This window comes from Paenibacillus sp. FSL M7-1046, from assembly GCF_038007405.1.
GTDB lineage: Bacteria > Bacillota > Bacilli > Paenibacillales > Paenibacillaceae > Paenibacillus_AQ.
Genome location: NZ_JBBOXB010000001.1, coordinates 539457 through 561542, shown reverse-complemented (window position 1 = coordinate 561542; position 22086 = coordinate 539457). Strand labels below are relative to the sequence as shown.

General features: G+C 47.4%; 16 protein-coding genes and 3 pseudogenes. 18 read left to right on the top strand and 1 reads right to left on the bottom strand.

The window, feature by feature from the left end:
- Positions 1 to 42: 42 nt before the first annotated feature.
- The 3 genes and pseudogenes from NYE29_RS02095 to NYE29_RS02085 form a co-directional block, all read left to right on the top strand.
- Positions 43 to 315 (top strand): annotated as a pseudogene (locus NYE29_RS02095) (sigma factor-like helix-turn-helix DNA-binding protein); the annotation flags it as partial.
- Positions 316 to 356: 41 nt separating this feature from the next.
- Positions 357 to 638 carry a hypothetical protein gene (locus tag NYE29_RS02090; protein WP_179091730.1) on the top strand — a complete coding sequence of 94 codons (282 nt, stop codon included), beginning with the start codon at positions 357 to 359 and terminating at the stop codon, positions 636 to 638.
- Between the two features lie 7 nt (positions 639 to 645).
- Positions 646 to 798: pseudogene (locus tag NYE29_RS02085) on the top strand (sigma factor); the annotation flags it as partial.
- A gap of 56 nt (positions 799 to 854) precedes the next feature.
- Here NYE29_RS02085 and NYE29_RS02080 read toward each other — a convergent pair.
- Positions 855 to 3182 carry an AraC family transcriptional regulator gene (locus NYE29_RS02080; RefSeq protein WP_340894124.1) on the bottom strand — a complete coding sequence of 776 codons (2328 nt, stop codon included), beginning with the start codon at positions 3180 to 3182 and terminating at the stop codon, positions 855 to 857.
- Positions 3183 to 3415: 233 nt separating this feature from the next.
- Here NYE29_RS02080 and NYE29_RS02075 point away from each other — a divergent pair, with 233 nt between their 5' ends.
- The 15 genes and pseudogenes from NYE29_RS02075 to NYE29_RS02010 all read left to right on the top strand — a co-directional run bounded on the left by NYE29_RS02075 (position 3416) and on the right by NYE29_RS02010 (position 22079).
- Positions 3416 to 4354 (top strand): ABC transporter permease, encoded by a 939-nt coding sequence (locus NYE29_RS02075; protein WP_340894123.1) that lies wholly within the window; start codon positions 3416 to 3418, stop codon positions 4352 to 4354.
- Between the two features lie 12 nt (positions 4355 to 4366).
- On the top strand, positions 4367 to 5245 hold the full coding sequence (locus NYE29_RS02070; protein ID WP_340894122.1) for a carbohydrate ABC transporter permease: 879 nt from the start codon (positions 4367 to 4369) through the stop codon (positions 5243 to 5245).
- A gap of 74 nt (positions 5246 to 5319) precedes the next feature.
- Entirely contained in the window at positions 5320 to 6861 is a 1542-nt protein-coding gene (locus NYE29_RS02065; RefSeq protein WP_340894120.1) for an extracellular solute-binding protein, read from the top strand.
- A gap of 20 nt (positions 6862 to 6881) precedes the next feature.
- Entirely contained in the window at positions 6882 to 7940 is a 1059-nt protein-coding gene (locus NYE29_RS02060; protein WP_076110447.1) for a glycoside hydrolase family 130 protein, read from the top strand.
- A 416-nt stretch (positions 7941 to 8356) separates the two neighbouring features.
- Positions 8357 to 10066, top strand: coding sequence for a hypothetical protein (locus tag NYE29_RS02055; RefSeq protein WP_340894119.1), 1710 nt, complete (start codon positions 8357 to 8359; stop codon positions 10064 to 10066).
- A 163-nt stretch (positions 10067 to 10229) separates the two neighbouring features.
- Positions 10230 to 11087: a helix-turn-helix domain-containing protein gene (locus NYE29_RS02050; protein WP_076110450.1), complete on the top strand. Its 858-nt coding sequence runs from the start codon at positions 10230 to 10232 to the stop codon at positions 11085 to 11087.
- 118 nt (positions 11088 to 11205) lie between these two features.
- Entirely contained in the window at positions 11206 to 12156 is a 951-nt protein-coding gene (locus NYE29_RS02045; protein ID WP_340894118.1) for an ABC transporter permease, read from the top strand.
- A gap of 14 nt (positions 12157 to 12170) precedes the next feature.
- On the top strand, positions 12171 to 13046 hold the full coding sequence (locus NYE29_RS02040; protein ID WP_340894117.1) for a carbohydrate ABC transporter permease: 876 nt from the start codon (positions 12171 to 12173) through the stop codon (positions 13044 to 13046).
- A gap of 166 nt (positions 13047 to 13212) precedes the next feature.
- Positions 13213 to 14775 carry an extracellular solute-binding protein gene (locus tag NYE29_RS02035; protein WP_340894116.1) on the top strand — a complete coding sequence of 521 codons (1563 nt, stop codon included), beginning with the start codon at positions 13213 to 13215 and terminating at the stop codon, positions 14773 to 14775.
- Positions 14776 to 14887: 112 nt separating this feature from the next.
- Entirely contained in the window at positions 14888 to 16330 is a 1443-nt protein-coding gene (locus tag NYE29_RS02030; RefSeq protein WP_340894114.1) for a response regulator transcription factor, read from the top strand.
- A 164-nt stretch (positions 16331 to 16494) separates the two neighbouring features.
- Positions 16495 to 18180 carry a sensor histidine kinase gene (locus NYE29_RS02025; RefSeq protein ID WP_340894112.1) on the top strand — a complete coding sequence of 562 codons (1686 nt, stop codon included), beginning with the start codon at positions 16495 to 16497 and terminating at the stop codon, positions 18178 to 18180.
- A 44-nt stretch (positions 18181 to 18224) separates the two neighbouring features.
- Complete coding sequence (locus tag NYE29_RS02020; RefSeq protein ID WP_340894111.1) at positions 18225 to 19985, top strand: glycoside hydrolase family 2 protein; 1761 nt, start codon at positions 18225 to 18227, stop codon at positions 19983 to 19985.
- A gap of 121 nt (positions 19986 to 20106) precedes the next feature.
- Positions 20107 to 20580 carry a hypothetical protein gene (locus tag NYE29_RS02015; protein WP_340894110.1) on the top strand — a complete coding sequence of 158 codons (474 nt, stop codon included), beginning with the start codon at positions 20107 to 20109 and terminating at the stop codon, positions 20578 to 20580.
- A gap of 71 nt (positions 20581 to 20651) precedes the next feature.
- A pseudogene (locus tag NYE29_RS34490) lies at positions 20652 to 20720 on the top strand (RNA polymerase subunit sigma); the annotation flags it as partial.
- A gap of 177 nt (positions 20721 to 20897) precedes the next feature.
- Entirely contained in the window at positions 20898 to 22079 is a 1182-nt protein-coding gene (locus NYE29_RS02010; protein WP_340894109.1) for an MFS transporter, read from the top strand.
- Positions 22080 to 22086 lie beyond the last annotated feature (7 nt).

Here is a 22086-nt window from a genome sequence, read left to right as displayed (position 1 = left end):
CTTTTTGACATTATATCGTGTCCATAATTCCAAAAAATTCACACTCTTATAGATATCCTTGGCTCCGAGACCGATGATGTCATTAAAGAGGTCGATCTGAAGATCGAGAAGAGCAAAATCTACTGCATCCTCGACATTTTAGATAACCGGGAGAAGGAGGTAGTAGTCGGCCGGTTCGTTCTGGACACTGGGGGCGGGGAGCGGACGCAGCGGGAGATAGCCAAAGAACTTGGCATCAGCCGGAGTTATGTATCGCGGATTGAGAAACGGGCGCTGATGAAGCCATATCATGAGTTTTATAAGGCGAAAAGATAACTTGAAAATTTAGAATAATAACCTGTAGGGATGAGATATTAATGTCTCAATCCTACAGGTTATTTGCGTTGCTGCGCGTGTGGAAAATGGGTGGTCATCATATTGAAACAGAGGATATTATTAGACGTAATGTAACGAGTATGAATAATCTGTTGTCTCACTTAGACCAAATAGATCAATTAGTTGTTATTGATAATAGTAAAGCAGATGGTGAAATTATTCTTGGAGCGGATAAAAGCGGAATGAAATATTATTCAGATGGATTGCCTGAATGGGCACAAATAATTGATCTGAAATTACAGATTAAATATAAAACGCAATAGTAAACCAATTAGAATCGGGATCGATCGTAATTGGTTTATTTTTTTGACATCGTATCGTGTCCATAACCTCAAAAAGTTCGATAACACAGGCGAGGATATGGAGGATCTGATTTCCATCGGCAGGATCGGACTGATCAAGGCCATTGAAAGTTACCGTTCCAGGTGGGAATTCTTCTCTTGGGGAGTGAGCTAGATTTCACTACAGACGGCCCGGATCTATTTCTGATTGGATTTCCTGTAAACTGCCGGAGTAACGCCATATCTTTTTTTGAAAGCAATATAGAAGGTATTTAATGAAGAAAAGCCATATTTCAGTACGATTGGTTCAATCGGCGCTTCGCTGGATATCAGTTCCTCGCAGATGATGCTCAGACGCTTCTCGGATATCGTTTCCGTAATGGAGCGGTTCGTCTCGTTCTTGTACAAATTTCTAATATAATTTACCGACAGGCCAAGCTCATCGGAGAGCATCTTAACGGACAAATTAGCATCGGTCAGATGTGCTTCGATGAGCTGTTCAACCTGCCCGACCAGACCGGCATTTCTTGAGACACTGCGGACGGCTGCGATCTCATCCAGAAATTTGGCGGATACTCCTGCCATCCACTCCACAACGGCTTCAAGCGTTTCGAGCTTAATAATCTGATTCTCTACCGAGGTCAGACTCCAGGAGCTGGGCAGCACGGGTTGATGGGTGATCTCCTGCATCGAGCGGCGGATTTCCATGAATAAAGTGATTAATGACATTTTGCATTCGAAGTATGGCCGTTCTCTAAGCGAGGAAATAGCCATATACAGGCTGTTAAGGAAGGCGGAAGCATCCGCTCTATGAATGGCCTGTACCATTTGCCTTTCCAGCTCCAGCGGCATATGATACAGCTCGGCAGGACTTGCATCTGCATACTCCTCTATTACAAAGGCTCCTTGCCCTAAACGGAAACGCTCCTGGGTCATCTCATAGGCCTCCATATAACCCTCATGAAGTTCGTTCAACCCCTCCAAATGCTTGCCGCAGGCTACTGTGGTTCCGATGGATAGAAATTGTGCTACCAGCCGCTGCGCCTGCTGAAGCTTCCCGGCATACATAACCGCAGATTGCCCCCTGCCAACCGGGAGAATCACTGCAACATGATCTTTGCCCATATCGACGGTAAGAATCCCTTTCATAACGTCTGTCTGCAGGGATTCCTGGATAATATTAGCCATGGCGAAGCGCAACAGCCGCTGGTCTTTCTCCGAATACCGCACTGTAAAGGAAGCAAACTGGTCTATCCGGAAGATAGCTACAGATACTCCCTCCTCAGACAGTTCAATGCCAAGCTCGCTGCAATTGTTGCGGATTTCCGCAATGGATAAGGTAAGCCCCCCCAATAATTCACGTATAAACCGCTCCCGGGCCAGAAACTTGTTCTTCCGCCCATGCTCGGTCAGCTCATGGATCCGCTCATTCTGGGAGACAAATACCTGGGATAAATACACCAGCTCATTGGCTTCGTTCTGCCCGTCCAGCTGCTCCGCATGATGCTGCTCCATAACATTGTGAACAAGCTCCTGGATTGGCGAATACACCCGTTTCGACAATAGAATGATCACCCACAGGGAAGCGGCAAACAGTCCTGCAAACAGTAGCAGTGTCAAATTCCGCAGCCATGTGATTTTGCTTAAGATTATCGATTTGGGAATCGTCTCGATAAATCTCCAGTTTTGGATGCCATTAATGGAGGTATTGGCGTAGACCAGCATTTGCTCCGGGGATTTCTGCGGCTTAACGATCTTCCAGCCGTTCGCCTCCTTTTCCACGGCCTGGCTGAACTCTTGTATCTGTTCTGCGTCCAGCTTCACGGTGCTGAAGACAAGCTCTTTTTTGTCATTGAGCACAAAGACGCTGGTCTCCAGAACATTGCTGTTATTCTGCAGCAGCGTCATGATATTGTCAGCATCGACGTTCAGTACGAAAGCGGAAATAGATTTTCCGGTCTCATAGGGGACGATAGCCGTAATCACTTTCTTCTCCTTGCCGGATTCCAGCGGCAGCATAAGGGTCCGGGGAATAAGAAAGGCTCCGTCAGTCAGTTTCCGGGTCCGCAGCCGCTGTAATACTTCCTGGTCATAGAAGCTGTCAAATTCATTCACGCCCAGCCGGGAATCGATAATTTGATGCGTATAATCATTAATCAGATAGACCGAATCGATGGATGGATTTCCCTTCTTGATGTTCATCAGCCGGCTCCAAACCGCATAGGTGTCCAGGTCGCTGTGCTGCTCTGAGAGCGCATAAGACTCGATCTGGACATCGGAGCTCGAGGAATAAGCATAATTGATAGACCATTCCATGAGCTGCGCTGTATTCTTGGCTCCATTGACTAACAGAGACTCGGAGTGGTCGCCGATTTCCTTGAGCAGGGTCTTTGAGGATAGAGAGTAGAGGGCAATGAATGAAACCGCCAGTACGATAATATTGGCGCTGACAAAATAAATGATGATTTTGATAAAAGTGGAGCGTTGCTTCAAAAAATTCAACCGGGATAGTTTTAATCTAGGCATGTTGTACCCCCGTCTGTATCTCTGTGGATTGATAAGGCAGATTTATTGTATCATATCGCTGCTTTTGATAAAGACAATCGATGGTTCCTGAAACTGTGATGCTTTTGGGAAGTCCGCCGTTTCATGCATACAGTAGACATCGTTAATTCCCGCAATGGTCTGGAATATCAAAGCCTGGTATGTTTTTCCCAGACAAAGCTTGTAACGAATTATTCACGAGGGGGTACACAGAAATGCCAAATGTCCGGAAACGCGGGGCAGGCTACAAACTGCAGCAAATTGCACGTAATCCTTTTTTATACGGGATGGCGGTGCCAGGATTGCTCTTCTTTCTTATCTTCAGTTATTTTCCGATTTACGGAATCCTTATTGCGTTTAAGAATTATGACTTTTCCAAAGGGATTACCGGAAGTGAGTGGGTAGGCTTCCGCAACTTCAATTATTTCTTTACATCGGACGACTTCTGGGTCATCCTGCGCAATACCCTGCTGCTGAATGTGCTGTTCATTGTTTTTACAACACTTGCAGCGGTTCTTATTGCTCTGATGTTCAATGAGATCCGCAATAAGTATTTCAAACGGATTTCGCAGTCGCTGATTTTTCTTCCTTACTTCATGTCATGGATTGTGATCGGCATGCTGGTTCAATCTTTCCTGGGAGGTGAATCTCCGCCTGTCAATGCGTGGATTCAGAATTTGGGCTTTGAGCCGGTCAACTGGATGTTTGAATCTGCCTTATGGCCATGGATCCTTACGATTATCCGTGTGTGGCAGGGAGCCGGCTACTTGTCAATTATCTTTTTGGCGGCCATTACGGGTATCTCCGAGGATTTATATGAAGCAGCGCGGATAGACGGCGCCTCCAAAATGCAGATTATGCTGAGGATTACCTTACCTCTGCTTGTTCCGACCATTTCCATTATGACCCTTCTGTCGGTAGGCAGAATCTTCAACGGCGACTTTGCCATGATCTATGCGATTATCGGTGATAACTCTCTGCTGTACCCGACGACGGATGTGATTGATACCTTCGTATTCCGTTCCATGCGGCAGCTTCATGATTTCGGGATGTCCTCCGCGGTGGGCTTGTTCCAGTCGGTGATGGGTCTTATCTTCGTGATTATCGCCAATGCGGTTACGCGCAAAATGTCCAAAGAATCCGCTTTGTTCTAGGAGGGAAAACACTTGAAACAGACGTTGTCCGACCGTTTATTTAGCATTTTTGCCTATGTTGTCCTCATCTTGTTCACCCTATTCTGCATTCTTCCATTTCTGTTGATGGTCATCGGTTCATTCACAGAGGAGAGTGAGCTGATTGTGAACGGCTATACGCTCTTCCCTAAAGCATTCTCGGTTGCCGCATACAGAGCGCTCCTGCATTCAGACGCCTTGTACAATGGATATGGCATAACCATAATCATTACAGTTGCGGGTACGATCACTGCACTCTGCATTTCGGCCATGCTGGCCTATTCACTGGCCAATAAGCGCAATGTGCTGCAAACTCCATTTTTACTTTTCTGCTATCTGCCCATGCTGTTCTCGGGAGGAATCATTCCCTTCTATATCGTGGTCAGCCAATGGCTGCATTTGCAAAATACAATCTGGGTGCTGATTCTTCCGCTGCTCTGCCAGCCTTTCCTTGTATTCCTTCTAGTAAGCTTCTTCAGAACGGTTCCGGAGGAGCTGGAGGAAGCGGCACGTATAGACGGCGCCAATGAAATGAGAGTATTCTTTCAGATTATACTTCCGATCTCCAAGCCGATTCTGGCCTCAGTGGGACTGTTCTACGCGCTTTATTATTGGAATGACTGGTACATGGGACTGATGTTTATCGATAACGAGAAGCTGTTCCCGCTGCAGCTGATACTGCGCCGGATGGTCTCTAATATGGAAGCGGCCAAAAATCTGATTCCGGCTTCCGCTGCAATCTCTACCGTGGCGCCGACTTACGGGGTCCGCATGGCAACGACAGTGCTGACTATCGGTCCGATTATCCTGCTCTATCCCATGCTGCAGAAATATTTTGTCAAAGGGCTGACGGTAGGGGCAGTCAAAGGGTAAGCCAGTTTCTGGCATCAACCGGATTTCCGGTTATTGCATATAAGCATTATTATGAATTGGGGAGGGTTATTAAAATGAGATCAAAGAAAATGCTCAGCATCACTATAGCTGCGGTACTGTCACTATCCATGCTTGTATCCGGCTGCGGGGGAAACGGAAACAATAATACCGGAGCAAACACTCCGAATAACGGAGAGGGCAAGGGTCAGAGCAATTCAGCGGACAGCCCGAAGGAGACAGTGGAATTAAAAGCATATTTCCCGGGTGATAAGCCTTCTGGCTTCGAGGGTGTGCTCAAGGCAGTCAATGAAAAGCTGAAAGCGGACAACGTAGGCGCTTCGTTAAATATCAATTTTCTCCCTTGGTCCGATTATGGTAATTCGGTCTCGGTTAAAATGTCGGCAGGCGAGGAATTTGACATGTATCTGGATGCGCCGTGGTTATCGATGTCACAGATGATTGCCAGCGGCTCGATTATTCCGCTGGATGATATGGTAGCTTCGCGCAAGGAATTGAAGGAGTCCATTCCCGATCAAATGTGGGATGCCAACAAATTTGGCGGGAAGATCATGGGTATTCCACTCGGGACTGTGCAGGGAACCTTGTACGGCTTCGTTATCCGCAAGGATCTGCGTGAGAAATACGGGATGCCCGAGCTGAAGACAGTAGCTGATGTGGAGAAATTCCTGTATACCGTCAAAGAAAAGGAAACTACGATTAAGCCGTTTGTAATCGACGGACGCAAAGCAGACAAGCTTCCGGCATTATTTAATGACACCTTAAATACTGGGAAAGTAAGCTATATTGAGACCTTAGTGCCTATGTTCTATTATTCACTTGAAAATAAGAAGGTTGTAGGAGCATGGGATGCCAAGACGCTTGACCAATCCTTTGAACGGGCGACTAAGTATTATGAGGATGGCATCCTATCCAAGAATATTGCCCAGGAGCAGAATGCCCAGACCTTATTCAACCAGGGTAAATATGCGGCAACCTATTATGCGGCTGATGGCGTAGAAGGTCTGAAGTATCTGGACGCGCTCAAGATTGATGGAGCCGAGCTTGAAGTGGTGGTTCCCCACGATGAGACCTCCAAGCCGTATTCCAATTACCAGCAGTGGAACTTCCTCACGATTCCGAAAGCTTCGAAGCATGCCGAGCTGGTCATGGATGTAGCCAATTGGCTGTCGGTTAAAGAAAATCACGATCTGCTGGAGTATGGTGTTGAAGGAAAAGACTGGGAATCTGTGGGCGATTCGAGTTACAAACAGCTTTCTGCGTATGTATTCCCCGGGTTTGTGCTCACCTGGCGTCCAACACTGGAGCGTACTCCGGACAACATGCTGGCCGGTGACAAGGAATGGGTTGAAAAGGCCGGCGCAGCTGATTTCTTCAACATAAGCCCCATCACCGGATTCAGCTTTGACGCCGAACAGGTGAAGACCGAATATGCCAAGACCACGCCATTCTTCGATTCTGTGTTCCTGCCGCTGTCCCAAGGTGTACTGCCGGCAGATAAAGGCAAAGAAATGCTGAAAGACAAGATTCTCGGTGTCGGCGGTCAAAAGGTAATGGACGAGATTCAGAAGCAAATCGATGCGGTAGTAGCCAAATAGAGCAGAAAGAGGAGATATGAATGACAGTAATACGTTCAGAACATAATCCTATCGTCAGGACGACTGATGTGAAGCCTTCACGGCCGGACTTCAAAGTGCTTGGAGCCTTCAATGCTGGAGTTGCTGTTTATGGAGAAGAAACCATTTTGCTGCTCCGTGTGGCCGAAGCGCCGGTCCGCAGCGCAGAAGGAGAGGTACCGGTCCCGAAGCTGAATGATGCTACAGGAGAGATTATGGTAGAACGTTTGTCATCAAACGATGAACGGTATGATCTCAGCGATACCCGCTTTGTTGCGGAGAAGGGTCAAATGGTGATGCTGACCTCCATGTCCCATCTTCGCGTGGCACGCAGCAAGGATGGCATCCATTTCACTGTGGAGGATCAGCCGGCGATCTTCCCGCAGACGGCGCTTGAAGCCTGGGGAGTGGAGGACCCCCGCATCACGCAGATCGGAGATAAGTATTACATCACATACAGTGCGGCTTCTTCCCGCGGGGTAGGCGTAGGCTTGGCTGAGACATACGACTTTGTAACCTACAAGCGCCACGGAATAATCCTGGCTCCGGAGAACAAGGACGTGATGCTGTTTCCTGAGAGGATTGGCGGCAAATATTATGCCTTAACCCGTCCGGTACCGCATTCCTTCGGTGCGCCGGAAATGTGGATCGCAGAATCGCCGGACCTGCTGCATTGGGGCAATCACCGTTTCCTGATGGGACTCCGCAAGGCGTCCTGGGACGGTGGCAGAATGGGCGGCGGAGCCGTACCGCTCAGGACTGAGCGGGGCTGGCTGACGCTGTACCACGGTGCCGATACCAAACACCGGTATTGTATGGGAGCCGTACTGCTGGATCTCGAAGATCCTGGCAAAGTCCTGGCACGTTCGACCCGGCCGTTCATGGAGCCGGAGGCGGATTATGAAGTGAACGGTTTCTTCGGCGGCGTGGTCTTCTCATGCGGCGCCCTGTTAATCGGGGATACCGTCCGGATGTATTATGGGGCTGCTGACGAAGTCATGGCAGTTGCCGATATTCAGCTGAATGATATTTTTGATACCCTGTTATATGAAGAGAATTAATTAGTCTATCCGGCATATCGTATTTACCGCAATAGTTCAGCAAAGGGAGCGCCATAATCGGTGCTCCCTTTGCTTGCTTACCTTAATTCCTCCAGCCGCTTGAGCGCAGCCTGTCCCCGGCAGGCGGAGGGAGGAGTGAACACGGCTACTGAAGAGAAGGAGCCGCTTTTCATTGGTTCGTCGTGGTCGTCATCGGCCTGATGTTGCGCTTCGACAACTTGAGCCTTACTTCTATCATCCGAGAATTCCTCCAAGGGGGAATGGATGTGGTAACCAAGGCCAACTCCAATGCCATTGCCTGCTAATGAGTGAAGACAAAAAAGCATACAAACCTCACTAAAAGGCTGATTTCATTCCAGGGACCCCGAGCGGTATGATCGGTATGATAAACCTGCGGAAATCTTGGAGGGATGAATATGTCAAAACAGATATATGAAAAATTCGAGCCTTTAAAAAATGCGAGGCTTGTGCTGGGGTATTTGACGTCCATGGTGGATGAGAAGGCGGACAACCTTCCGTACTGGCTTGTGTTGCCTCATAAAAAGCCTGCTGAAGCGGCCCACTGCCGGGTGGACGATGCGGAGCTGGTTGGCTCCTGGTATGAAGCCATTGATGCTGTCCGGAAAATGCTGAAGACAGAAGAGGGTGCTTCGGTTCAGCAATCCTTTTACCGGCATGTCATGAAATCTTGGGGAGAGCATGGACTTCGCTTCCATGAACAGTATCCCTGGACCCATACGAATCACAGCTCCTTTCACGAAATGGGTTATATTCTTCCGGCGCTGAACAAGATGATAGAGAATCATCCCGGGGATCAGGAGGCGGAGAAGAGGGCCTCTGAACTTATACGAGGGCTGCGTTCGCTGGTGATAGAGCGGAAGGTGAGAACCTTCTGGTCAGGCGATAATGAAGAGAAGGAGCCGGTCTACGAATTCCCCAATGATGTCTATCTGAAAGACGACGGCTTTGATATGACCAGACACAGCGGGCGGGGCGAGCAGGCTATCCGCAATGCAATCGTGCTTCATTCTCTGGTACGGAGGTATGAGATCACGAAGGACGAGGTCTCTCTTGATTTGGCCATTGGCATTGCCAACCATCTTTTGGGACCCTCGCGTTACTTTAATTATAAAATGGAATTTTTCGGCCATATCCATTCGGCGGGCTGGGTTGCATCCGGACTCGTCCGGCTTGGCCGTACCACTGGCAAGCAGCGGTACATCCTTGCCGGCAAAGGGATCTATGACTATATCCGTTCCCTGTCCTCTTCCTTCGGGTGGGTTCCCGAGTATGCACAATGGCATCCCCTGAACGAGGAACACTGTGAAACCTGCTGCATCAAAGATATGATCGAATGCGCCAATGAGTTGATTCTTGCGGGTTACGAGGAATACTGGAAGGATATGACCCTGTTTGCGCGAAACCAACTGGTGGAAAATCAGGTGAAGGTTTCCTCCTATGTGGTTACAGACAATACAAGACCTGACGCCAACGGAATTACGTACAGAGACATTGACAAGAGAATGATTGGAGGCTTTACCGGAGGTGCATTGGTTAACTCCATATCGTTGTCCAAGTTCCGCTCCATTGCAGGCTGCTGTGTAGGAATGGCGCCTGTAGCGTTGGAGATTGTGTGGAACAGGTCCGTTGAATTTCATAATGGAACGCTCTTCGTCAATATTCCCGTTGATAAGGAAACCGAACAAGCCTCGGTGACCATGGATTATCCCGAATCAGGCTATATGTCCGTCACGCCTAAGCAGCATTGCCATGTTGCCATACGGATGTATGAATGGATGGGTAAGGATATCCGGGCCAAAATCAATGGAACAGCCTATACTCCCGCAATGGAGGGCAAGCTTGCCGTCTTCAGGAATGTAGCGGCAGGGGCAAAAGTGGAACTGGAGCATTCCTTAGAGACTGTGGTTGTAACAGAAACGGCGCGTGGCGAGGAATATTCGATTTCGTGGCGAGGCTGTGATGTGGTCGACATATTCCCGCGAGGCGAGCATTTGAGGCTGTATCAGCGGGATTTGCGTGTGCCCAAAACCTACCCCTCTACGGAAGATGTCCAATTTACCGGCGCCGCCAATTATGGCCCCACCCAGCAGGCGCAAACAAAATAATAACCCGAAAAATCACAAACCGCAAAAGCCACAACTTGCAAAAGTGATATTGCGGGCTATGGCTTTTTTCTGTGTCCATTTCCACTTGGGGGGATAGTTTTGTGCAGATTGATTGTTATAATAGGAGCAAAATCATCATAGCCGAAATGGCAGGGAGAATAAGATGGCCAATCATATCAGTGAGCAAATTGTATATGAAAATCCTCTGCAGCCAGTGAGGATTTTGCACCAGCACCGGAATGAAAGGGCTGTAGGCAAATGGCATTACCATCATGAGCTGGAGCTTATAGCTGTCGTCAGAGGCGAATTCAGTATATATACCAAAGACAGGGTGTTCAAGCTGTCTGCCGGCGATGTTGCCATCATCGGGTCCTTCGAGCCCCATCACTCATATAAGGATGAGGGTGTAATGGATTATATTGTTCTCCAGTTCGACATTCTCAAGTATCTGGGGCAGGATCTCATCCCATATATGAAATATGTTACGGAAGCCGGCCGGCTGTACAGCAGCCTCAATGATATATTTGTGGAGAGTCCTGAGGTGAAACGGCGGATTTTCGATTATATCCATGAAATTGCAATGGAGTATGCCCAAAGACAAAAGGGTTATGAAATCGCCATCCACAGCCTTCTTTATAAAATTATATTGACTCTGTTGCGCAGCGACAGGAGTGCTTTGATGGATGTCAAGAAGGACGCTGAACTGTTGAAATTGCTGCCGGCTCTGGACTACATTGAAAAGAACATCCATTACAAGGTCGATATGAAGGAAGCGGCCCAAATCATGAATCTGGATTACTTTTACTTCGGCAAGGTCTTCAAAAAAATCATGGGAAAAACATTTATCGAATATGTAAATTACAAAAAAATCGTGAATGCGGAGCTGATTTTATTAACGCGGGATGTTTCCGTATTGGAAACGGCATCTTTGGTCGGCATGCCCAACATGGCGAATTTTTATAAAATCTTCTATAAATACAACCAATGCTCCCCAAAGGAATTTAGAAAAAAATTGCTGTAGCCCTCCCACATTTTAAGTTATTACCAAATTCATTTAAGGGAGTACATTTTCTTATTTGCCCCGGAAGCTATAATGAAGGACATGAGAGCTCCTTAATACAGCCGGAGGGATGAGAGAAATGAAAGCGGTTTTAGACAGTCAACGAAATCATGTCGGAATAAAAAAGAGAAATACTTTTTGGTTCAGAATAAAAAGAGATGCTATCCTGTATGCCCTTTTGCTGCTGCCTCTGTCGTACATTGCCATTTTTAAATATGCTCCCATCTATGGCTTGATTATGGCATTCCAGGATTACAACATTTTCGCAGGAATCGGAGGGAGCGAATGGGTGGGGCTGGATGTGTTCCGGTTTATTTTCCAGCAGGACAGCTTCTATCGTGCACTGAAGAATACGCTTGTTCTGAATGTTCTGGATTTGATCGCGGGATTCCCGGCGCCTATTTTGCTGGCGATTGTGCTCAATGAAGTGCGACAGGTAAAATTCAAGAAATTGACCCAGACCGTGCTTTATCTGCCTCACTTTATGTCCTGGGTTATTATTGGGGGTATCGTATACCTGATGTTCTCCAATAGCGGTATGGTCAATCATTTCATGGCTAGTCTTGGTTTGGAGAAGATCGAGTTTCTGTCGCAAAAAACACCATGGCTGATCACTTATATCTCCGTTGGCGTATGGCAGAATGTCGGATGGGGGACCATCATTTATCTGGCGGCCATTACCGGAATCAATAAGGAATTGTATGAGGCCTCCGATATGGACGGCTGTACCAGGCTTCGTAAAATGTGGCATATTACACTGCCCAGCATAAAGCCAACCATCAATATTTTGCTGATTCTCCAAATTGGCAGGATGGTTTCCATCGGGTTCGATCGTCCCTTTGTGATGGGGAATTCACTGGTTAGCGAATACTCCGATGTGATCAGTACTTTCGTGTACAGAGTGGGGATTAGCTCGGGAGATTTCTCCCAGGCAACAGCGGTAGGATTGTTCCAGTCCGTGGTCGGCCTGACTTTGCTGGTTTCTGCCAACTATATCGCGAAGAAATTAGGTGAGGATGGGATATGGTGAGGATGGCGGACACTATGCGCAAAAAGAAAAAAATGAGTGTAGCGGATATTGCGATTATTGTATTTATCGTGGCATTATCCTTCACATGTATCGTTCCGTTCCTGTACATGATAGCGCTTTCTTTCAGCTCCAACGAAGCGATTGTTTCGCAAAAAGTAGGACTGTGGCCGGTAGGCTTCACAACAGAAACGTACAAAACCATCTTGAGCGATGTGGATATGCTGTATACGCTTGGATACAGTATCGTGCTTACGATTTTCTACACCATCGTGTGTATGTTCCTGACCATTTGTGCAGCGTATCCGTTAACGAAGAAGCGGCTGTGGGGAAGAAACTTTATTTTGTCAGCCCTGGTCTTCACCATGTATTTCAGCGGTGGTTTGATTCCTTCCTATATTCTGGTTAAAAACCTGGGCATGATGAATACGGTGTGGAGTCTGGTGCTGCCGGGCGCCATGAGCGTGTTTAACTTGATTATCCTGAAGACCTTCTTCACTTCTCTTCCAGAGAGTCTGGAGGAATCGGCTGCTATTGACGGGTGTTCGGATCTGGGCATTCTCATCAAGATTGTGCTCCCCCTCTCGTTGCCTTCGATTGCCACATTAAGCCTTTTCTATTCGGTGGACAGATGGAACGGATTCCAGGATGCTCTGTTCTACATTACGAAAAAAGAACTGTATCCTATGCAGTTGAAGCTGTACCAGATCATTTCGGCCAATCAGCAGCTCGACAGCCAACAAGGAGGAGAAGGAAGTATCGGCTCCTACATCGTGCCTGAGTCATTGAAAGCGGCCAGCGTTATGTTTACAACCGTCCCGATTCTATTGATCTATCCCAAACTGCAGAAGTATTTCGTAGATGGTGTGATGACCGGAGCGATCAAGGGCTGAGGATAAACTGTTCAGATTGAAGGGAGGGATTCCCGGGCTGGCGGATGATGGATGTAAAGATGCAAGGGATTTACAGCGTGGACGATTTCAATAAATACGGGGCATGAAAGGGTGGTTTATAGTGAATACGGGTATGAAGAAGACAACATCAATTATGTTTAGTATAATGCTTCTGGCCAGTGTTGCGGCAGGCTGTGGAGGTAATGACAAGAAGAGTGGAGAGACGGCATCACCAGAGGCGTCAACCGCGGCATCCGCATCACCTTCTGATCCTCCTGTAACCTTGACTGTGGAAGTGTTCGACAGAGGTGTTCAGGGACAACCGGACCTCAACAACAACATGTGGACCAAATACGTCAATGAACAATTCGGCAAGCCTAATAACGCCATTGTAGAATATGTTTCTGTACCCCGCTCCCAGGAGGTAGACAAGCTGAATGTGTTGATGGCTGCCAACCAGGCGCCGGATATTTCCTTCACCTATGACGGGACTTTAGTAACCCGCTACGCCAAAAGCAATGGCCTCTATACACTGGATGAATTGCTTGAGAAAGAGGGCCAGCAATTGAAGTCTTACTTAGGCGAGAAAGTTCTTTCCTACGGGAAATATGATGGTAAACAAGTCTCCATCCCGGGCAAGCGGACGCTGATTGCCTGGAACGGTATGTTTATCCGCAAGGATTGGCTGGATAGTCTGGGCATGCCTGTTCCGACTACCCGGGATGAATTGTATGAGGTGCTGGTTGCCTTCCGCGACAAGAACCCCGGCAATGTAAATGGTGTCATTCCGTGGGCCACAGCGGCTGCGGGCATGAATTACACTTTCGGCAACCTGGTACAATCCTTTTGGGGTGACATGTCGGAGGAGGAATTCGTTACCACCACCAACTGGCTGAAGCCCGGCAACAAGGAGGCATTCGAATGGCTGAACAAGCTGTACAAAGAGAAGCTGATCAGCCCCGATTTTGCGCTGGACAAAACAACCAAGCAAGCGGATGCCGATGTGAGCAACGGCAAGGTAGGCTTCTACGCTGCCAACTGGGATTATCCGCTGCTGCAGAAAATTCGTGATCCGCTGCTGCAAAATGCGCCGGATGCCAACTATGTGCCTGTAGATACCTTCAAGAACTATGAGGGGAAGTACCTGAAAGAGGTATATAATGAGAACGGGCTGTTCTCCTTTATCCCGAAAAGCAGCAAGAATGCGGAGCTGGCCATGAAGTATCTGAACTGGATGGCTAACCCGGAAGTATTGTTCTTCCTGCAGTTCGGCCAAGAAGGCATCAACCACAAGCTGGTAGACGGCATCCCCCAGGGGATTGCCCAAACCGGAGAAAATATGCAAATGAGCAATCTGAATCTGGATTATACTCTGGTTGTAAACGGCGCAGAGCTGGGCGATACCGAAAAGAATGTCAGAACATATGCAGCAGCTTTGGCAGCCGGAGATAAGAACTATGAGAAGCTGGCTATCGATTCGTACAAGATCAATACGACAGACGGCTATACCGGCTTCTACTATGGCGTCCCGAACGAAGCTAATATCAAGTACGGCAAAACGCTCGGTGACATGAACAAGCAAATGATTGACAGGCTGGTCGTTGCCAAGCCGGCAGAGTTCGATGCCTTGTATGACAAGCTGGTGAAAGAATATATGGACGCCGGCGGTAAGGCTGTTCAAGATGAGAATGTGAAGAACTACAGAGAAGTCATAGCCAACAAAAAGTAATTCATTGTATACGGATAAGCCATCTATTATTCTTCACCGTGGTTTATCCGTATTTCGTTTGCTATTCTCGAACAGTTATTCTATTAATCCATATGTGCAGGAGAGGATACCCATGTACAAGGTCATGATTGTAGATGATGAGTCGTGGGCGATTAGAGGAATCCGCAACGCCTTTGACTGGGATAAGTATGGTTTTGAAATCGTTGGACAGTTTACAAGCGCTTACAAAGCGTGGGATGCCATAAGAGCGAAGGAACCGGATTTGGTGTTTACTGATATCCGTATGCCGGACATTTCCGGACTGGATCTGATGAAGAGGGCCAAAGCACATGGTATGAACATTGAGTTTGTCATCGTAAGCGGATATGCGGAATTTGAATACGCCCAGGAAGCGATGCGCTACGGCGCGCTGGATTATTTCCTGAAGCCTTTGGATGTTGATATGGCTGATCAGTTCATTGCGAAGCTCGCCATGCACTTCTCCCGGAGAAGCGCTGCACGCAATCACCTCCTTCTGGATGCGCTGACCTCAGCGGATCAGGACGAGATAAAGCGCTTCCTGCCGCTTTCCGATTGCGCGGCTGTATGCTATTACCAGGTGCTTACTCTTTATTTCGAGGGCGAGAACAAGGATTTCAGAAAGCTGCTGTCTTTGGAGGGAAGGCCTGTTTATGCTGTGGAAGTTGAAGCCGGAACCAGAAAAATGTTGGTTGTTCTGACGACGGAGCATACGGCTTGTTTGGAAGGGAATTGGGATGAATTGGTTCTGAATAAGACTGGCATCCATGTTGTGGGCATTAGCAGCATCTCCAGCCAGCTTAAGCATATGAGCAAGCTGATTAAAGAAGCAGACCTGTCCGCCTCCCAAGTTTTTCTGGAGGAAGCTGCAGGCGCCGTTCACTACGAGCCGAAGCTTCATCTGGTGAAACCATGTATTGATGGGCTCTATAGTATCATTCAGGAGAATCAATTTGACAACGTGGGTGTGTACATCAAAGGGCTGCAGGAATACTTTAGGGATCATCATCTGGGCATGTGTGAGGTTGTCTACTTGTGGAATCAGGCAGTGGGGATACTTGTAAACGCATATTCCGAGGAATTGAAGGACATGGAACTGGAATTCCTGAATTATTCCGAGATCAAGGAACGATTTGAACACTTTGAATCTATGTGCAGCTTTCTGCATGACGTCCTCGCCTCCATCAGGCAAGAGAACAGCCGCTCCTTGCAGGAAGGGGATATCCTGTCCTGCTTCAACCGGATGATAGCCTATATCGACCGGCACTTTGAGCAGAAATTGTATTTGAAGGATTTGTCCGCCCAATTCTTCATCAATCAGGTGTATTGCTGTCAATTATTCAAAAAAAATCTGGGCAAAACCTTCTCCGAATATGTGTCGGAACTCAGGATCAAGAAAGCCCGTGAGCTTCTGAAGCAAACTGGCCTGTCCATTGAGAAAATTGCCATTAAGTCCGGGTATGTGGATTATTATTATTTCAATAAAGTTTTCAAGAAGCATTGCGGGATGACGCCCACCAAATTCAGAAAAAGTTAATATGAACGGAGCGGTGGGCCATGAAGACCAGTAAACTGAAATTGAAACATCAGATATGGCTTATCTTTTTTTTCTCTATCGTTATATTCACAGTCATGGAATTTTATTTTTTTTATAGTTTCTCTAATTTAACCCAGAAGAGAGCCGCCACTTACGGCAACCAGATGATTGAGCAAACACGCCGCAAGATTGATTCCGTGTTTAATGATATCAGGGTCAGCACCAGTATTGCCGTCAATAGTAAACTGATTCAGGAATTTTCCGTAGTGGATGATGATTACAAAAGGGCGTTTGATAGTGGTCCATATGCACTGGATCTCATGGAATATATGAGATCCTTTAATTCGTATGTGAACGGAATTGTAATTAATGACATCCGGGGAAGGCGGCTTTACAGTCTGGCGTCCGCAAGCGGCGATATTTTTTTTATCAATCGTTATGAAACCTTTATTCGCAAGTATAAGGATGATCCTTCGCTTCGGGAGAAGGGAATGTTCACTACGATTTTAAAAGACGACAGAACAGAAACGGAACAGTTTTTTTATATCGCGCCGATTGTGGAGGCTATCGGGGGAATCTATTTCTCTCAAATTACGGGTTACTGCACAGTGATGGTCAATATGGAAAAGATGCAGGGGCTTGTGGAAAATACGGAATTAACGCAGAGCTCCACCTTGTACATTCTAAATAGCCGGGACGAGGTGATTGCCTCCACGAATTCCAATGCCCGCGGCACATTGTTCAGGGATGTGCTATCTATGGATAAGGACATCTTGCTTAACGGTGTAAAAGAAACCATCGACGGGGAAGAAATTCTTGTCCAGGTCAAGGGTTTGGAGCAGGCAGACGGGTGGAGAATCGTCAGTATGATTCCGGTGAATGAACTGACTGCGGACATGACCCCCATGCGGAAGGTCAGCATTATCGTGGGAATTGGCATTATTCTAACTATGATCATCACAGGCAGTTTTTTCATGAACAATTTGATGCGTCCGCTGATGGGACTTGTTATGGATATGAAGAGGGTGGGGAGGCGGGACATGGGCTTCCGCATTAAAGTCCGGTTCACCAATGAGGTGGGCTTGCTGGCCTGCGACATTAACCGGATGATGGATGAAATGGAGGAAATGGCAAGAGACATGTTCAATACCCAGGCCAGATTATATGAATCCGAGCTGAGCCAGAAGCAGGCGGAGTTTTCTGCCCTGCAAAGCCAGATCAATCCCCATTTCCTCTATAATACGCTGAACTGTATCAGCAGCATCGGATTGGAATACGGAAGCAGAGAGATTGCGCAAATTACATTTTGCATGTCTAAGATATTCCGTTACAGCATCAAAAAGGATGATCTTGTACAGATCAGGGAAGAAGTTGACTGTATTCAGGCTTATATGAAGATTATCTTAATTCGGTACGAGAATAAATTCTCCATGGAGCTTGATGTGGAGGACAGGCTGCTCAAAATGAAAACGCCCAAAATGATACTCCAGCCCATTGTGGAGAATTCCGTCTACCACGGGCTGGAGCGGATGGACCAAGGGGGGCGGCTCCAGGTTACCGGAAGCGTGGATGCGCATGGGGATGTGTGCTTCTGTATTACAGATACAGGGAAGGGAATGGAGCCGGAGGTGCTGGCCGCCCTCCAAGCCAAGCTGGGCATGGAGTACCCGGAGCATGCGTCAGACGGTCAACCAACAAAAGGCATTGGGCTAACCAATATCCATAACAGGCTCCGGCTGCTGTTCGGAGAGGGTTACGGGATCACCATAGAGAGCCGGGTCGGCCATGGGACGACAGTGACCGTGAAGATTCCGCAGCTGTTAAACGACCGCAAACTTTTGGAAGAGTAGCAGGGAATTTGTTTTGTATAACATAAAAGAAGGGAATGTGAGCTATGACTTCATCCATCCTGCGGACAGAATATCCGCGTCCTCAATTCGTAAGACCAGACTGGCAGCATTTGAATGGAACATGGGGGTTTGAATTTGATGACGAACGTGTCGGCGATACCGCGCAATGGAGCAGCGGCCAGCAAGCCTTCAGCCGTCAGATTCAGGTCCCCTTCACTTACCAAAGCAAATTGAGCGGCATTGGAGAAACGGCTTTCCATGATCTGGTGTGGTACAAGCGCAGCTTCGCGATTCCGGCGGAATGGGCGGGGCGGCGGGTTATCCTGCACTTCGGCGCAGTGGATTATCAGACTACAGTCTGGGTAAACGGCAGGCAAGCAGCCTATCACGAAGGCGGCCATACGCCGTTCCAGGCGGATATCACGTTCGCTCTGCTGGATGGAGAGAACACTGTGGTGGTGCGGGCCGAGGATTTCAGCAGGGATGTGACCTTGCCACGGGGGAAGCAATATTGGAAGGAGGATTCGGCTTCTATCTTCTATACCCGGACAACGGGAATCTGGCAGACCGTATGGCTGGAGCCTGTTGCGGAGCTTCATATCAAGAAGCTGAAGCTCACGCCGGACATTGACCGCAATGAAATCCAAATCCGTACGTTTCTTAATAAAGCTCCGGTTGGCTGCAAGGCGGAAGTCACCATCGGCATCCGCTTCAAGGACGAATATCTGGCTACTACCAGCTTCTCGATGGATCATGCGGAAGAAGCCCGCACCATCGGACTCCATGATTTTAACGATCACGGGTTAGGGCGCTGGTGGTCACCGGAGCATCCGAATCTGTACGACGTAACCGTTACGCTCTTCGTGGACGGCATTCAGGAGGACCAAGCGGAAAGCTACTTCGGCATGCGCAAAATAGCGGTGGAAGCCGGCAAGCTGATGCTGAATAACCGGGTCTATTTTATGCGGCTGGTGCTGGATCAGGGGTACTTCCCGGACGGGATTCTGACGGCTCCCAGTGATGAGGCATTGAAGCAGGACATTGAATTGGCTAAACAAATGGGCTTTAACGGCGCACGCAAGCACCAGAAGATAGAGGACCCCCGCTTCTTGTATTGGGCGGACCGGCTCGGTTATCTGGTATGGGGGGAGATGGCCAATGCCTATGCCTATTCGGAGGAATATGTGCGCAAGGTAACGGCGGAATGGCAGGAGGCGGTGGAGCGGGACTATAACCATCCGTCTCTGGTGGTGTGGGTTCCCCTTAACGAAAGCTGGGGGGTGCCTAACATCTTAATCGATAAGCGGCAGCAGCGCCATGCCATGGCGATGTATTATCTGACCAAATCCCTGGATGACAGCAGGCTGGTTATCTCCAATGACGGTTGGGAGCAGATGACCACGGATCTGGTCACCATCCATGACTATGAGTGGAGGCGGGAGGATTTGACGGAGCGCTACAGCACCTTGGAGCGGACGTTGGAAGGAAAGCCGCACAGCAGGGAGCTGTTTGTAGGGGGAACCGCATATACGGGCCAACCGGTTCTGGTGACGGAGTTCGGGGGGATTGCCTATAAGAAAAGCGAGTGGGAGGGCTGGGGCTATTCCGGTGCAGACAACGATGAGGATTTCCTGGCTAAGCTGGCCGGCGTGATAGAGCCGCTGCTGCAATCGCCTCATGTCCAAGGCTTTTGTTATACTCAACTGACCGATGTGGAACAGGAGATCAACGGTTTGTTGACCTATGACCGGGCCCTCAAGGTTCCGTTGGAAAAAATAAGACAAAGCGTTGCCGGGAAGGTATAGGGAAATAGATCGCACAACACTATAGAGCGAAGTTGACCAGTACGGTAGTCTGCGTGAATGGTGGACTGAAGCGGACTACAAGGCCTTTTTTGAAAGTTGGGCCACCATCTTCAGAACCTTGATGCGTTATGAGAACCAGTACCTCTATACTTATAAAGCGGAGCTTAACCGCGTAGTGGCTCCAAATACTGAGCTAATCTCGGGCAATGACTACCAGTATATTCAGGAAGGGGAACTAGAACTTCGCAACGGTGAGGTGCGCCGTAATCAGCCGGTCAAGATTGCTGATACGGGTGACTACATCAATCTCGACATGGACAACAGGGAACCGATGAAGCTGCCTGCCAGCGGAATTGTGCTCTCTGAACGGACCGCTAAGGTTCTAGGCATCAACATAGGCGGAACGGTGGAGTGGCGTTTTGCCTTAATAGTATTGGCAGCACTGATGATCGGGATTGATTACGCAGTAGGGGATTTCTTAAATGAACCAGTGGAACAGACGATGCTTCTAGTAAAGCCTACTGTAGCAGGGGGTGGAGCTCTTCTGCTGGTCATAGCCCAATTGCTGCAGCGCAGCATGAGACCGGAACAATAACATCAGACCTGCTGCACAACACCCTACCATTACCTGTTACAGGTGAAGGTAGGGTTTTAAGTGTATTTAGGTATGTTTCAAGAATAGAAAAAAGGGCGCTGATGAAGTTTTATCATGAGTTTTATAAGCTGAAGCGATAGAGATGTTGAAAATTGTGATTCTTGATTGTTCCAGCGCTTCTTAAAGTATCGATTAAGAAGATTTGTTACCATGGTCAGACAAATAATTAATTATTACCTTGTATAATAAGCATTGATATTCTGACCGCGATCAGGTAAAATTACAGACATTCTTATAATTGGAGGTTTGAAAATACTATGCAACAAGAAGTCCAAACTTATAAAAAAATGAGTTCGGAAAAGCTCTGGTCATTACCTTATGTTTTTCTTATGGTTTCAAATGCTTTACTCTTTATGGTATTTGAGATGATGCTTCCAACATTGCCACTGTTTGTTAGAACGATTGGTGGAGATGCAGCTCAAATTGGACTTGTAACGGGTAGCTTCACCCTGTCTGCTATTTTGGTACGTATTTTTGCTGGGGTACTTGCTACAAAAATAAACAAGAAGTATTTACTCATTATTGGTGTAGCGATTTGCACACTAACTACGGGGGCTTATTATCTTGCTCCAAATGTGTCGATATTAGTGGCGATCCGTTTAGTGAATGGTGCCGGATTTGGACTAGCATCAACCTATTTTGCAACAATTGTAGCCGAAGTTATTCCAAAGGAACGCCGTGGAGAGGGTATTGGTTACTTTGGTGTAGGTGAAACTGTTGCGATATCAATTGGTCCCATGATTGGTATTATGTTACTTGATCTCTATGGTTATCAGCGTCTATTTTTAGGAGGGATGGCTATTCTGTTACTATCCATCATGTCGATATTTTTAGTGAAACGAAAAGTAACAGAAGAAGTGCCATTACAAGGGGTGCGTGTGAAGTTATTCGAAAAACGTGTGTTTTTTCCTTCTTTTTTGGTGTTTTTCACTGGGTTTGCAGCATCGGGTATAATGTCTTATTTATCACTTTATGCACTTGATAAAAATTTTGAACAGGTCGGTTTATTTTTCTTTACAATAGCAATAGCTAGTTTTATTGTACGCTTCTTCTCGGGCAGTTTATTTGATAAATATGGTCCAAGTATTATTTTGATACCTGGTGCAATTCTAAGTCTCTTAGGTTTCTTTGTACTATTTAATGCTGATTCTAATCCCTCATTCTTTATTGCTGCATTTCTATATGGTTTTGGATTTGGAGCAATTTTTCCGGCCATTCAAACATGGTGCTTGAATTTAGTAGAAGAGCACCAGCATGAAGATGCGATGGCTAGTTTCTATAATTTTTTTGATATTGGTATTGGCGGTGGAGCAGTATTACTTGGATTATTAGCGGCGAAATATTCCTATCAGGCGGTATTTCTAGTAGCAATGATTTGTTATATTTTTTTCTTAATGATGTATACTGTTTATAAATTCAGAAAAAATATGATCAAATAAAGGTGAG

Coding starts and splice junctions, on each gene's coding strand:
- NYE29_RS02030 (WP_340894114.1), top strand. CDS start 14,888: ATGTACAAGGTCATGATTGTAGATGATGAGTCGTGGGCGATTAGAGGA.
- NYE29_RS02080 (WP_340894124.1), bottom strand. CDS start 3,182: ATGCCTAGATTAAAACTATCCCGGTTGAATTTTTTGAAGCAACGCTCC.
- NYE29_RS02040 (WP_340894117.1), top strand. CDS start 12,171: ATGCGCAAAAAGAAAAAAATGAGTGTAGCGGATATTGCGATTATTGTA.
- NYE29_RS02045 (WP_340894118.1), top strand. CDS start 11,206: ATGAAAGCGGTTTTAGACAGTCAACGAAATCATGTCGGAATAAAAAAG.
- NYE29_RS02065 (WP_340894120.1), top strand. CDS start 5,320: ATGAGATCAAAGAAAATGCTCAGCATCACTATAGCTGCGGTACTGTCA.
- NYE29_RS02010 (WP_340894109.1), top strand. CDS start 20,898: ATGCAACAAGAAGTCCAAACTTATAAAAAAATGAGTTCGGAAAAGCTC.
- NYE29_RS02060 (WP_076110447.1), top strand. CDS start 6,882: ATGACAGTAATACGTTCAGAACATAATCCTATCGTCAGGACGACTGAT.
- NYE29_RS02020 (WP_340894111.1), top strand. CDS start 18,225: ATGACTTCATCCATCCTGCGGACAGAATATCCGCGTCCTCAATTCGTA.
- NYE29_RS02090 (WP_179091730.1), top strand. CDS start 357: ATGTCTCAATCCTACAGGTTATTTGCGTTGCTGCGCGTGTGGAAAATG.
- NYE29_RS02025 (WP_340894112.1), top strand. CDS start 16,495: ATGATTGAGCAAACACGCCGCAAGATTGATTCCGTGTTTAATGATATC.
- NYE29_RS02055 (WP_340894119.1), top strand. CDS start 8,357: ATGTCAAAACAGATATATGAAAAATTCGAGCCTTTAAAAAATGCGAGG.
- NYE29_RS02075 (WP_340894123.1), top strand. CDS start 3,416: ATGCCAAATGTCCGGAAACGCGGGGCAGGCTACAAACTGCAGCAAATT.
- NYE29_RS02050 (WP_076110450.1), top strand. CDS start 10,230: ATGGCCAATCATATCAGTGAGCAAATTGTATATGAAAATCCTCTGCAG.
- NYE29_RS02035 (WP_340894116.1), top strand. CDS start 13,213: ATGCTTCTGGCCAGTGTTGCGGCAGGCTGTGGAGGTAATGACAAGAAG.
- NYE29_RS02015 (WP_340894110.1), top strand. CDS start 20,107: ATGCGTTATGAGAACCAGTACCTCTATACTTATAAAGCGGAGCTTAAC.